The sequence below is a fragment of the Nocardia sp. NPDC050712 genome (genome assembly GCF_040654295.1).
In the GTDB taxonomy this organism is placed as follows: domain Bacteria; phylum Actinomycetota; class Actinomycetes; order Mycobacteriales; family Mycobacteriaceae; genus Nocardia.
In genome coordinates, this window is sequence record NZ_JBFAHT010000004.1 from 653,744 (window position 1) to 666,133 (window position 12,390).

The 12,390-nt window shown below is 68.3% G+C and carries 11 protein-coding genes; 6 read left to right on the forward strand and 5 right to left on the reverse strand.

Annotated elements, in window-relative coordinates; all coding sequences use genetic code 11:
- The first annotated feature begins 118 nt into the window (after nucleotides 1-118).
- A complete protein-coding gene (locus AB0H76_RS31255; RefSeq protein WP_357330612.1) occupies nucleotides 119-733 on the forward strand; it encodes a TetR family transcriptional regulator in 615 nt (204 codons plus the stop codon).
- A 151-nt stretch (nucleotides 734-884) separates the two neighbouring features.
- Nucleotides 885-2,291, forward strand: coding sequence for a serine hydrolase domain-containing protein (locus AB0H76_RS31260; protein ID WP_357330613.1), 1,407 nt, complete (start codon nucleotides 885-887; stop codon nucleotides 2,289-2,291).
- Between the two features lie 40 nt (nucleotides 2,292-2,331).
- Here the strand turns inward: AB0H76_RS31260 and AB0H76_RS31265 are convergent, their stop codons facing one another.
- Nucleotides 2,332-3,687, reverse strand: a complete 1,356-nt coding sequence (locus AB0H76_RS31265) for an MFS transporter (RefSeq protein ID WP_357330614.1) — start codon at nucleotides 3,685-3,687, stop codon at nucleotides 2,332-2,334.
- 106 nt (nucleotides 3,688-3,793) lie between these two features.
- Here AB0H76_RS31265 and AB0H76_RS31270 point away from each other — a divergent pair, with 106 nt between their 5' ends.
- The 3 genes from AB0H76_RS31270 to cmrA all read left to right on the forward strand — a co-directional run bounded on the left by AB0H76_RS31270 (nucleotide 3,794) and on the right by cmrA (nucleotide 7,272).
- Nucleotides 3,794-4,378: a PadR family transcriptional regulator gene (locus AB0H76_RS31270; protein ID WP_357330615.1), complete on the forward strand. Its 585-nt coding sequence runs from the start codon at nucleotides 3,794-3,796 to the stop codon at nucleotides 4,376-4,378.
- The gene (locus AB0H76_RS31275; protein WP_357330616.1) at nucleotides 4,375-6,405 is read left to right on the forward strand and encodes an NADPH-dependent 2,4-dienoyl-CoA reductase; all 2,031 of its coding nucleotides are present in this window, start codon (nucleotides 4,375-4,377) and stop codon (nucleotides 6,403-6,405) included. The genes AB0H76_RS31270 and AB0H76_RS31275 overlap by 4 nt, the downstream gene beginning before the upstream one ends.
- Nucleotides 6,406-6,477: 72 nt before the next feature.
- Nucleotides 6,478-7,272, forward strand: a complete 795-nt coding sequence (gene cmrA / locus AB0H76_RS31280; protein WP_357330617.1) for a mycolate reductase — start codon at nucleotides 6,478-6,480, stop codon at nucleotides 7,270-7,272.
- Here the strand turns inward: cmrA and AB0H76_RS31285 are convergent.
- The 4 genes from AB0H76_RS31285 to AB0H76_RS31300 all read right to left on the reverse strand — a co-directional run bounded on the left by AB0H76_RS31285 (nucleotide 7,269) and on the right by AB0H76_RS31300 (nucleotide 11,540).
- Complete coding sequence (locus tag AB0H76_RS31285; RefSeq protein WP_357330618.1) at nucleotides 7,269-8,807, reverse strand: polyamine aminopropyltransferase; 1,539 nt, start codon at nucleotides 8,805-8,807, stop codon at nucleotides 7,269-7,271. The genes cmrA and AB0H76_RS31285 overlap by 4 nt on opposite strands.
- Entirely contained in the window at nucleotides 8,807-9,238 is a 432-nt protein-coding gene (locus AB0H76_RS31290; RefSeq protein WP_357330619.1) for a DUF350 domain-containing protein, read from the reverse strand. Before AB0H76_RS31290 ends, AB0H76_RS31285 begins: the two co-directional genes overlap by 1 nt.
- Before the next feature lie 24 nt (nucleotides 9,239-9,262).
- On the reverse strand, nucleotides 9,263-9,796 hold the full coding sequence (locus AB0H76_RS31295) for a DUF4247 domain-containing protein (RefSeq protein WP_357330620.1): 534 nt from the start codon (nucleotides 9,794-9,796) through the stop codon (nucleotides 9,263-9,265).
- Nucleotides 9,797-9,884: 88 nt separating this feature from the next.
- Nucleotides 9,885-11,540 carry a helicase HerA-like domain-containing protein gene (locus AB0H76_RS31300; RefSeq protein WP_357330621.1) on the reverse strand — a complete coding sequence of 552 codons (1,656 nt, stop codon included), beginning with the start codon at nucleotides 11,538-11,540 and terminating at the stop codon, nucleotides 9,885-9,887.
- A gap of 182 nt (nucleotides 11,541-11,722) precedes the next feature.
- On the opposite strand from AB0H76_RS31300, the gene orn reads away from it, so the two are divergent.
- Entirely contained in the window at nucleotides 11,723-12,367 is a 645-nt protein-coding gene (gene orn / locus AB0H76_RS31305) for an oligoribonuclease (RefSeq protein WP_357330622.1), read from the forward strand.
- Nucleotides 12,368-12,390: the final 23 nt, after the last annotated feature.

Genomic DNA, 12,390 nt, shown 5'->3' on the forward strand with positions numbered 1-12,390 from the left:
CGCCTGTACACTCAACTAGTGTGACCGATGACCCCGTGCAGCTGTCAACCGGCAGATTGTGTGACCCGAACAACATCCCCAGAAGGTGCGTATGGTGAACGGATGTATGCTCACCGAGATGAATGAGCAGGCAGCGACACGTATCGAGCGCAAGGAACGGACCCGGCAGGCACTGCTGGACGGCACCCTCGCGCTCGCCGCGGAACGCGGTTTCGCGGCATTGAGCCTGCGTGAGATCGCCCGCTCGGCCGGCATCGTGCCCACCGCCTTCTACCGGCACTTCGCCTCCCTGGACGACCTCGGCGCGACCCTGGTCGACGAGGGCGTCACCGCATTGCGCCTGGCCCTGCGCGAAGTTCGCCGCAGCCCGAACGCGGGCGCGGCCGCCTCGGTCCGCTTCGTCTTCGAACAGGTGGACCCCAAGCGCGACCTGTTCGGCTTCCTCATCCGCGAACGCCACGGCGGCGCGGCGGCATTGCGCAACGCCATCAGCACCGAACTCCAGCTGATCGTGCGCGAACTCGTCGCCGACCTGTCCCGCATCCCCGCCCTGGACTCCTGGGCGCCGCGAGATCTGGAGATCGCCGCCGATCTCATCGTGGGCACGGTCACCCACGGCATCGGCGTCTACATCGCCGCGCCGGCCCGGGAGCAGAAGTCGATCGTCGACCGCACCGTGCACCAGGTCCGCCTGGTGGCGCTCGGCATGGGCCTCTGGAAGCCGGGCCGCTAGCCCACACCCCCACCACCGGGAAGCGAACTTCGCCGCACCCTCCGACCTGACCTCTTCATGCCCGCTTGCGCACACTGTTCGCATGTGCGTACATTGTTCATCACACGGGAACAGCGTTCGCAAGAACGGCACGGAGCACGAGGAGCAGGACATGTCGAACACCATCAGCCGCACCACCGAAACCCGCTTCAGCATGGCGAAGTGGCAGCAGCGGCTCGATACGCTGCGCGCCGCCCACAACGTGCCGGGCGCGGCGCTGGCCGTGGTCGTCGACGGGCAGGTGCACGAGCTGGCCAGCGGCGTGCTGCACCGGGGCACCGGCGTCGAGGTCACCACCGACTCGGTGTTCCTCTGCGGCTCGATCGCCAAGGTCTACACCGCGACGCTGATCATGCAGCTGGTCGACGAGGGCAAGCTGGATCTCGACGCCCCGGTGATCGAGGTCCTGCCCGAGTTCGCGGTGCCCGATCCGGAGGCCACCAAGACCATCACCACCCGCCAGTTGCTCTCGCACACAGCGGGTTTGACCAACGACTTCAATCACGACACCGGCCGCGGCGACGACTGCCTGGCGAAGTTCGTCGAGGCGGCGCGCGAGGTGCCGCAGGACTGCCCGGCGGGCACCATCTTCTCCTACGGCGGCATCGGCTACGTGGTGATGGGCCGGATGATCGAGGTACTGACCGGTCTCACCTGGGACCAGGCCGTCGCCGAACGACTCGCCGCGCCGCTGGGCGTACGGCATCTGGTCACCCTGCCGGAGCAGGCACTGAAATTCCGCACGGCGATGAGCCATCTCGGCGAACCGGGCGTCGACCCCGATCCGGCGCCGGAGTGGGATCTGATGCCGCGCTCGGTCGCCCCCGCGGCCCGGGTCATCTCCAGCGCGGGCGCCATGGCGCGCTTCGCGCAGATGCACCTGGAAGGCGGTGTCGCACAGGACGGCACCCGCGTGCTCAGTGCGGCCAGTACCGCGGCCATGCAGCGCCGCGAGGCGGACTGCCTGGACAAGTGGACCGTCAGCGGTGACGGCCAGGGCCTGGGCTGGGTACTCAACAACTGGAACGGCGTCGGCGGCTTCGGCCACGACGGCGCGGCCATCGGGCAGTACGGCTACCTGCGCGTCATCCCGTCCGCGAAAATGGCGATCGTACTGCTGACCAACGGCGGCGGCGCGCGCCAGCTCTACTCGGATCTGTTCCGGGAGCTGCTGGCCGAGCTGGCCGAGGTCACCATGCCCGCGCCGTTCGCGCCGGCCGAGAACCCGCCCGCGGTGGCTATCGCCCCGTACACCGGCGTCTACAAGCGGGCCGGTGTGGTCGTCACGGTCAGCGAGCGCGACGGCAAGGCGCACATGCTCTACGAGTTCGTCGACTCGATGGCCGGGATGTCCCCGCCGCTGCACATCGACCTGATCCCGGTCAGCGAAACCGTCTGGGCCGGAACGGGTGCGGGCCCGTCCTTCAGCGAAGGCTATATGCCGGTGATCTTCTCGGTGCTGGCCAACGGCGTCCCGTGCGTGATCGTCGGCACCCGCGCCACCCCCAAGACCGACTGATCACGAATGCCGCTGCCCCGCCGGTCGATCCGGCGGGGCGTCAGGCGTCGACCGGCTCGGACGTGCGCTCCGGCGGCGAGACCGCCAGCAGGGCGGCCAGCCCGACCGCGAGCACCAGCAGCAGCCCGATGATCCCCACCCGTTCCGCACCGTCCCCGTCGCCGCCGAACACCGCGACGAAGACGCCGAACAGCGTGGGCGCGAGGAAGGATGCGGCCCGCCCGGTCGTGGTGTAGAGCCCGAAGTACTGGCCCTCGCGTCCGGGCGGGGCCAGCCGGGTCAGGAACGAACGCGCCGAGGCCTGGGCCGGGCCGACCGAAATCGTCAGCAGCAGACCGAAGATCCAGAACATCAGCGACCCGGACACGAACAGCAGCACGGTCCCCCACACCAGCATCGACGCGAGCGACACCACGATCACGATCTTGGGCCCGAACCGGTCGTCGAACCGCCCGGCCACGATCGCGCCCAGGGCCGCGACGACATTCGCGGCGATGCCGAACAGCAGCACCCGGGCATCGGTGAAGCCGTAGACCTGCACCGCCAGCACCGCGCCGAAGGTGAACACCCCGGCCAGGCCGTCCCGGAAGATCGCGCTGGCGATCAGGAAGCCGACGGTGCGGCGATCGGTGCGCCACAGGTCCCGCAGGTCTCGCCACAGCACTTTGTACGACCCGAGGAATCCGGCCCGCGCCGCGCCGGGATCGGCGGTGGTGCGCGGGATTTCGGGCACCGCGAAGAAGACCGGCAGCGCGAAGAGCGCGAACCATATCGCCGCCAGCACGGCGATCAGGCGGATGTTGAGGCCGTCCGCCGTCGAGACGCCCAGCAGGCCGCGGGTGTCGCCGTCCCCGGAGATGAAACCGAGGTAGCAGGCCAGCAGCAGGAAGATGCCGCCGAAATAGCCCATGGCCCAGCCGAATCCGGAGACCCGGCCCAGGGTGGCCGGGGTGGATACCTGCCGCAGCATGGCGTTGTAGGGGATGTTGGACAGCTCGAAGGCGGTCGAACCGATGGCCAGCAGCAACAGGCCCAGCCACAGGTAGCGATGGTCGTCGCGCACCGCGAACAGCGCCGCCATCGACAGCACCGTGATGCCGGTCAGAACGGCAAGGGAGAGTTTGCGTTTGGCCGAGGCGTCGAACCACTGCCCGCTCACGGGCGCGGTCACCGCGACCACGAAACCGGCGATGCCGAGCGCGAATCCCAGCCAGGCCCCGGCCGAGATGCGGCCCGGCAAATCCTCGCCGACCTCTTTGACCAGGTAGACCGAGAATACGAAGGTCAGAATGACAGCGTGGAACGCGGAGGACCCCCAGTCCCACAGCGCCCATGCCACTACTTGCCCGCGCCCAGCGGCTTGACCAACAGTCGCCTCGGCGTTCACCTCCGTCATGCGGCGGAGCATAACCGGGCGAGACGTCCGGTGGGGGTCAACTCGGACCACCTCGGCGCTATGCACTCAGTTGCATAGTACCGCGTGTTACGGCTACCCTGTCCGCATGGCACTCGAGCATGCCCTGCTGGTATCGCTGACCGAGCGCGCCGGCTCGGGGTATGAGCTGGCGCGCCGCTTCGACAAGTCCATCGGTTACTTCTGGAGCGCCACGCACCAGCAGATCTACCGGGTGCTCAAGCGCATGGAGGAGTCCGGCTGGGTCGACGGCCAAGCCGTGGCCCAGGACGGTAAGCCCGACAAGAAGGTCTACTCCGTCAACGAGTCCGGCCGCGCCGAACTGGCCCGCTGGATCGCCGAACCCTCCAGCACCGACCTGCCGCGCAGCGAATTCGGCGTGAAGATCCGCGCCGCCGCGCACGGCGATATCGAGGCCCTGTGCACCGAGGTCGCCCGCCAGCGCGACCAGCACGCGCAACGCCTCGAGGTGTATCGCCTGCTGGAGAAGAAAGACTTCCCCGCGCCGGAACAGCTCTCCGGCACGCCCCTGCACCAGTACCTCGTCCTGCGCGGCGGCATCCGCGTGGAGGCGGGGTTCGTCGAATGGTGCGACGAGATATTGCAAGCCCTGCGTCCACGCGCGTCAGCCCCGCGCGTGGACAACGACGGAGAAAGTGGAGCTCACCCATGAGTTCGTTCCCCCACCTGTTCGAGCCGCTGGATCTCGGCTTCACCACGCTGCGCAATCGCGTGGTGATGGGCTCGATGCACACCGGCCTGGAAGACCGGGCCTGGGACACCAACCGGCTGGCCGCCTACTTCGCCGAGCGCGCCCGCGGCGGCGTCGGCCTGATCATCACCGGCGGCTACGCGCCCAATCGCACCGGCTGGCTGCTGCCCTTCGGCGCCAAGCTCACCAACAAGACCGAGGCCTACCGGCACCGCGCCATCACCAAGGCGGTGCACGACGAGGGCGGCAAGATCGCCATCCAGATCCTGCACGCGGGCCGTTATTCCTATATGCCCGGCAGTGTTTCGGCCTCCTCGATCAAGGCGCCGATCAATCCGTTCCGCCCGCGCGCGCTGAGCGCCAAGGGCGTCGAGCAGACCATCGAGGATTACGCCCGCTGCGCGAAGCTGGCCCAGTTCGCCGGCTACGACGGCTGCGAGATCATGGGCGGTGAAGGCTATTTCATCAACCAGTTCCTCGCGGCGCGCACCAACAAGCGCAAGGACAAGTGGGGCGGTTCGCCGGAGAACCGGCGCCGGATCGCGGTGGAGATCGTGCGCCGCACCCGCGCCGCGGTCGGCCCGGATTTCATCATCGTGTTCCGGCTGTCCATGGCCGAACTGGTGGAGAAGGGCCAGACCTTCGAGGAGATCATCGCGCTGGCGAAGGAACTCGAAGCCGCCGGCGCGAACATCCTCAACACCGACATCGGCTGGCACGAGGCCAGGGTGCCCACCATCGTCACCTCGGTGCCGCGCGCGGCGTTCGTCGAGTTCACCGCGAAGATCACCAAGCAGGTGAACATCCCGGTGTGCGCGTCCAACCGCATCAACATGCCCGAGATCGCCGAGGAAATCCTGACTCGCGGTGACGCCCAGCTGATTTCGCTGGCCCGCCCGTTCCTCACCGACCCGGAATGGGTGAACAAGGCCCAGCAGGATCGCGTCGACGAGATCAACACCTGCATCGCCTGCAACCAGGCCTGCCTCGATCACGCCTTCCAGCACAAGACCGTCTCCTGCCTGCTGAATCCGCGGGCCGGCCACGAGACCGAGCTGAAGCTGCTGCCGACCCGGCGCAAGAAGCGCGTCGCCGTCGTCGGCGCGGGCCCGGCCGGGCTGTCCGCCGCGGTGAGCCTGGCCGAAAGGGGCCACCAGGTCGACCTTTTCGAGGCCGACGACAAGATCGGCGGCCAGTTCGATATCGCCCGCCGCATCCCCGGCAAGGAAGAGTTCAACGAGTCCATCCGCTACTACACCCGGATGCTCGAGGTGCACGGCGTGAATGTGGTGCTGAACAAGCGCGTCACCGCCGAGGAGCTCATCGCCGGCCGCTACGACGAGGTCGTGCTGGCCACCGGTGTGAAGCCACGTATCCCCCGGATCCCCGGTGTCGACCATCCGATGGTGCTCTCCTACGCCGAGCTGGTGCGCGACGGTAAGCCCGTCGGCAAGCGCGTCGCCGTCATCGGCGCCGGCGGCATCGGCTACGACGTGTCCGAATTCCTCACTGTCGAAGGCCATCCCACGCTCAAGCTGGACGAGTGGAAAGAGGAGTGGGGCGTCGACTCGGAGAACGAGCAGGTCCCCGGCCAGCTCGCCAAGCCCAAGCCCGCACCCGCCGCCCGCGAAGTCGTGCTACTGCAACGCAAGAGCTCCGCGTTCGGCTCCGGCCTCGGCAAGACCTCCGGCTGGGTGCACCGCGCCGCCCTCAAGGCCAAGGGCGTCGACCACGTCGGCGGCGTCAACTACGAGCGCATCGACGACAACGGCCTGCACATCAGCTTCGGCGAGAAACGCGAACGCCCCCAACTGATCCCGGTCGACAACGTCATCATCTGCGCCGGCCAGGAATCCGTCCGCGACCTGGAAGAACCCCTGCGCGCCGCCGGCATCGACCTGCACCTGATCGGCGGCGCCGACCTCGCCTCCGAACTCGACGCCAAACGCGCCATCGACCAGGGCACCCGCCTGGCCGCCAAGCTCTGACCCCTCGGGTGCGCCGCAGCGGGCGTCACGCGGTTGGACGGGGGGCTGACGGCAGGCACTAGGCTCGCACGCGTGAGCTTGCCTTCTCCTTCTTCCGAGAACCGCGCCGTCGTGACCGGTGCCTCCTCCGGCATCGGCATGGCGCTGGCGGCCGAACTCGCTTCGCGCGGGTATTCGCTGATCCTGGTCGCGCGGCGCGCGGATCTGCTGACCGAGCTGGCGGAGCGGTTGACGCTGGCGCACGGCATCACCGCCGAGGTGCGGGCGGTGGATCTGTCCGATCGGGAGCAGCGGGCGCCGCTGACTGCGGAGCTGGCCAAGCGGGAGATCGCGATCCTGGTGAACAACGCCGGGGTGGCGACCTTCGGGCCGCTGGCGAAGCTGGATCTGGATTACGAGCGCGCCATCATGGAACTGAACGCGGTCGCGGTGCAGGATCTGTCGCTGGCGGTGCTGCCGGGCATGATCGAGCGGCGCAGCGGCGGCATCCTGATCACCGGGTCGGCGGCGGGCAATATGCCGATTCCGAACAACGCGACCTACGCCGCGTCCAAGGCCTTCACCAACACCTGGGCCGAGTCGCTGCGCGGGGAGATGAAGGAGTACGGCGTCAACGTGACGCTGCTGGCTCCCGGCCCGGTGCGCACCGACAACCCGGACCAGGACGAGGTCAGCTCCAAGATCCCGGAGTTCATCTGGGTCACCGCCGAGCACACCGCGAAGATCACCATCGACGCGCTCGCCAAGAACAAGATGCGCGTCGTCCCCGGCCTGATCAGCAAGGGCATGAGCCTGGCCGGCCAGTACGGCCCGCGCGCCATCACCTCGGTCGTCGCCGGCGCCGCCTACAAGAAGCTCGGCGGCTAGCGGGTCGACCATTCCTTCCGGTTGTACTCCAGAATGACCGGATGCAGCAGGCTGGACACGGTGTCGCCGCCACTGCGCCGGTCGGGCGGGAAGACGGTGGCGGCCGCGAGGGTCGCCTCGTCCAGCGACCGCGCCCGGATACCGCTCGCCAGCCCCGCGCGGGGCTGGGTTTCCCGCGTGGCCAGCACGAAACCCCAGTCCCCGAAGCTGGGGACGTTGAGGTGGTACGGCCGGGTGTGCAACCCGGCCGCCCGCACCGTCGCCTCGATGCACCAGAACGAGGTCGGCGCGTAGAACGGTGACCCGGATTGGATCACCGCCGCCCCACCGGGTTCCAGTGCGCGCAGGAGCAATCCGTAGAACTCGCGGGAGTACAGCTTGGCGATCGAGGTCTGATCGGGGTCCGGAAAGTCCACGACGGCGGCATCGAAGCGGCAACCGCAGTCACGCAGCCATCCGAAAGCGTCCGCGTTGACCACGTGCACGCGCGGGTCGTCGAAGGCGCCACGGTTGAGTTCGGCCAGCGCCGGAAAGGTGCGGGCCAGCCGCACCACGGCCGGATCCAGCTCCACCAGGGTGACCCGCTCGACATCCGGGTAGGCGAGAATCTCGCGCAGTGCCAGCCCATCGCCGCCGCCGAGCACCAGCACGTGCCGCCGCCGCTGCGCCAGGGCGGGATGAACCAGCGCCTCGTGGTAGCGGTACTCGTCGACCGAGGAGAACTGCAGATCCCCGTTGAGGAACAGCCGGGTGTCGAGATCGCGCAGCGGCGAAGCGGATTGGGTGACCACGATCTTCTGATACTGCGACTGTTCGCTGTAGACAATGGGATTGGCGAACAGCGCCTGCTCGGCACTGGCCTCGAACCGGTCCGCGTACAGATAACTCCCACCGAGCGCGACAGTGACCAGAAGCGCTGCCACCGTCAGGAATCCGCGCGCCAGCGCCCCGAGTTCCCGGCGGAACAGGATGAGCACCAGCACGAGTCCCGCGACCGCGTTCACCGCGCCGACCACCAGCGCACCCCGGATCTGCCCGAACACCGGCAGCAGCAGGAACGGGAACGCCAAACCGCCCAGCAACGCCCCGATGTAGTCGGCCGCGAACAGATCCGCCACCGCCGAGCCCGCGGCCTGGGCCCGAATCCGTTGCAGCAGCACCATGAGCAGCGGAATCTCCGCGCCCACCAGCATCCCGATCACGAACGCGACCAGCACCAGCGCGCCGGTGTAGACCTTCAACCAGGCGAAGGCCGAGTAGAGCAGGATCACCGAGAACCCGCCCACCATCGCCAAGGCCAGTTCGATGGCGGCGAAAGCCGGTGCCGCCCAGCGCTGTAGCGGCTTGGCCGCGAGCGCGCCCACACCCATCGCGAAGATCATCACGCTGAGCACGACCGAGGCCTGCACCGCGGTGTCGCCGATGAGGAAGCTGCCGAGCGTCACCAGCGCCAGCTCGTACACCAAACCGCAGGCGGCACAGATGAATACGGTGAGCAGCAGCCCGAGCCGGGCCACCCGCGGGGGCAGCGGCACTAGGACAGACCGGCGGCCACGACCAGCGCCACCGCGATGTGCAGCGCCGCCGACACCCACACCGCCGGGTTGCGCCCGGTGCTGTCGTCGATCAGCAACTCGCCCAGCTTCCCGGGCGTCAGCAGGTCCAGTAGCACGAAGGCGACCGCCATGACGGCCAGGCCGATCAGCCCGTAGACCACGCTCGCCGCGAGTGCGCGACCGATGCCGCCCTCGGAGGTCCAGATCGCCATGGCCACAATGATTCCCACGCCGAGTACGTTGGAGGCGGCCAGCAGCGCGGCGTTGGGGTTGCGGTCCACCCAGATCTGCTGCCGCAGATTACCCGGGGTGATCACGTCGACCAGGACGAAACCCAGTGCGATCAAGGCGATTCCGACAGCGCTGTAGGCCAGCGCCGCACCGCCGTCACGGGCCAGATCGGCGAGCATGTACTTCTCCTAGCTGTTGTGGCGCTATTTGCCAGAGTTGTTGCCGCCGTTGGAGCTGGAGGCAGTCGAGGTGGAGGGCCAGTTCGAATCCGCCAGTCCGCCGCGGTGGCGGCGATACCCGTTGTCGTAGGAATCGATGTCGACCTTCGTGCTGCCGGCCAGCGCACTCACCACCACCAGCCACTGGTCGTAGCGCAGGTAGACCGTGTTGTCCCGGTTGCGGTGCGCCGCAACCGGTTGCACGGCCTTCGAGACGTCCTTCTCGACCTGGTTCACCGATTTGGCGGTGGTGTAGACCTTCCCGCCCAGGCGGTCGTCCAGCTGTGCCGCACGCTGATAGTGCTTGGCCAGATACGGCCCCGGATCGGTGGGATTGAGCGCGTCGACCAGACCGACGACACCGCCGCCCAGCACCAGCAGGGTGACCAGGGCGCCGGCGATCCCGCCCCACATGACACCCATCAGCCCCCGGCGCTTACTCCGGATCGCCAGCCACACCGCGACGACGAACCCGATGGCCGCCAGCACGAGCACGGCGATCCATAGACCTGCAGACAACACTCCACCTCCCAGCGCGGAGCATCATAACGGTCGAATGCCGCAAAACGCCCACGCGGGAGGTGGATTGGGTGTGCTCCGCCGGCCCCTACCGTCGGCGCGTGCCGAAAATGCTGCGGCTGATCTCGCGGCCCGCCGCCGTCGCCGCCGACCGCAGGAAGCTCTTGACCGCCGGATTCTTCATGATCCGGTCGGCGGCGCTGTCGTCCTCGACTTGCCGGGAGCGGCCCGGTGTGGGCGGCGCCTGCGGCGCCTCCTGCGCGGCGGCGGCCATCTTCGCGGCCAGGATCTCCGAGGCGGATTCGCGGTCGATGGTCTGGCCGTACTTGGCGTAGAGCGCGCTGGACAGCGCGCGCGAGTGGATGCCCTCGTCGCCGATGGTGTCCATCAGGGAGCGCGGCGGCTGAATCCTGGTCCACGCCACCGGAGTCGGCGCGCCCTTCTCCGAGAGCACCGTCACGATCGCCTCGCCGGTGCCGAGCGAGGTGAGCGCCTGCTCCAGGTCGTAGGCGCCGGTCTTGGGGTAGGTGCGCACGGTCTTGGACAGCGCCTTCTGATCGTCCGGGGTGAAGGCGCGCAGCGCGTGCTGGATCCGCGCGCCCAGCTGCGAGAGCACCGAATTCGGGATGTCGGTGGGCAATTGGGTGCAGAAGAACACGCCGACGCCCTTCGAGCGGATCAGCTTGACCGTCTGCTGCACCTGATCGAGGAAAGCCTTGGACGCGTCGGCGAAGAGCAGGTGCGCCTCGTCGAAGATGAAGACCAGCTTCGGCTTGTCGACATCCCCGACCTCGGGCAGCGTCTGGAACAGATCCGCCAGCACCCACATCAGGAAGGTGGAGAACATCACCGGCCGGGCCGCCTGCGCGCCCAGTTCGAACAGCGTGATCACACCCTGCCCGCCGGCGATGCGAACCAGATCGGCCGGATCCAGTTCCGGTTCGCCGAAGAAGGTGTCCCCGCCCTCGCTCTCCAGGTTCACCAGCGCACGCAGGATCACGCCCGCCGTCTGCGCCGAGACTCCGCCGATGCCCTTGAGGTCCTCCTTGCCCTCCGGGCTCGTCAGATGCGTGATGACCGCGCGCAGATCCTTCAGATCGAGCAGCGCCAGGCCCTGCTGATCGGCCCAGTGGAAGATCAGGCCGAGGGTGGATTCCTGAGTGTCGTTGAGCCCCAGCACCTTGCTGAGCAGCACCGGACCGAACGCGGAGATGGTGGCGCGGATCGGCACCCCGACCCCGCCGGTTCCCAGCGAGACGAACTCGGTCGGGAAACCGCGCGGCGCCCACTCCCGCACACCCGTTTCCAGCGCCCGCGCGGCCAGCTTCTCGTTCGACTCCCCCGGCGCGCTCAACCCGGAGAGATCACCTTTGATATCGGCCATCACCACCGGCACGCCCGCCGCCGACAGCTGTTCGGCGATGCCCTGCAACGTCTTGGTCTTGCCGGTGCCGGTGGCGCCCGCGACCAGCCCGTGCCGGTTCAGCGTGCGCATCGGAATCTTGACCAGCGCGGTCGGATCCACGGTGCCGTCGATGAGCACCGTGCCCAGCTCCAGCGCCTCGCCCTCGAAGGCGTATCCGGCGGCGATCTCCTGCGCCTGCGGCGAACTGCCCGCGGCCGGTTCATGCTCGGCCAGTTCGCGTTCGGCGGCCTCCGCCGCCGCCTGAGCCTGCGCCGCGACTCGCGCGGCCTCGGCCGCCGCCGCCCGCGCCGCCGCGGCCTTCTCCTGTGGGCTGGTCATCGCACGTCCTCCGTCTGGGTCTGACACCGCTAGCGGATAGCTGTCGTACCGAAAACGCTTGCACCGAACTGTGGAGCTGGACTGCCTTGCGAAACTCTATCCCCGCCGATCACCTTCGGACCGGGTAAAGCGCGGTGGCGTCGGCGTCAACCGGCGGGGCGGTTGCCACTAGTGTTGCCGGGGTGTCCGACAAACTAGTGGTGTGGATGGATTGCGAGATGACCGGCCTGCGTCTCGACGGCGACAAGCTGATCGAAGTGGCCGCGCTCGTGACCGACAGCGACCTCAACATCCTCGGTGAGGGCGTGGACATCGTCATCCACGCCGACGACGCGGCGCTCGCGGCGATGCCCCCGGTGGTCGTCGATATGCACGCGCGCTCCGGCCTGACCGAAGAGGTGCGCCGCTCCACCGTCACCCTCGAAGAGGCCGAGCAGCAGGTGCTCGACTACATCCGCCAGTACATCCCGCTGCCGGGGACCGCACCGCTGGCCGGCAATTCGATCGCCACCGACCGCGGTTTCCTGGCCCGCGACATGCCCGCCCTGGACAAGCATCTGCACTACCGGATGATCGATGTGAGCTCCATCAAGGAGCTGTGCCGCCGCTGGTATCCCCGCATCTACTTCGGCCAGCCGGAGAAGGGCCTGACCCATCGCGCCCTGGCCGACATCAAGGAATCCATCCGGGAACTCCAGTACTACCGGCGCACCGCCTTCGTCGCGCCACCGGGCCCGTCGACCTCCGAGATCGCCGCCATCGCCGCCGAAGTGAGCGGCGCCACGACCGAATCGGTGCAGCTCAACGGCGCCTCGGACACCGATTAGGGACTAGCGGGGTAGACACGCTA

What these genes read in the sequence shown, in the direction of transcription:
- AB0H76_RS31265 (WP_357330614.1), bottom strand. Translation starts at nt 3,687, where the DNA reads ATGACGGAGGTGAACGCCGAGGCGACTGTTGGTCAAGCCGCTGGGCGC.
- AB0H76_RS31255 (WP_357330612.1), top strand. Translation starts at nt 119, where the DNA reads ATGAATGAGCAGGCAGCGACACGTATCGAGCGCAAGGAACGGACCCGG.
- AB0H76_RS31270 (WP_357330615.1), top strand. Translation starts at nt 3,794, where the DNA reads ATGGCACTCGAGCATGCCCTGCTGGTATCGCTGACCGAGCGCGCCGGC.
- AB0H76_RS31290 (WP_357330619.1), bottom strand. Translation starts at nt 9,238, where the DNA reads ATGCTCGCCGATCTGGCCCGTGACGGCGGTGCGGCGCTGGCCTACAGC.
- AB0H76_RS31260 (WP_357330613.1), top strand. Translation starts at nt 885, where the DNA reads ATGTCGAACACCATCAGCCGCACCACCGAAACCCGCTTCAGCATGGCG.
- AB0H76_RS31300 (WP_357330621.1), bottom strand. Translation starts at nt 11,540, where the DNA reads ATGACCAGCCCACAGGAGAAGGCCGCGGCGGCGCGGGCGGCGGCGGCC.
- AB0H76_RS31275 (WP_357330616.1), top strand. Translation starts at nt 4,375, where the DNA reads ATGAGTTCGTTCCCCCACCTGTTCGAGCCGCTGGATCTCGGCTTCACC.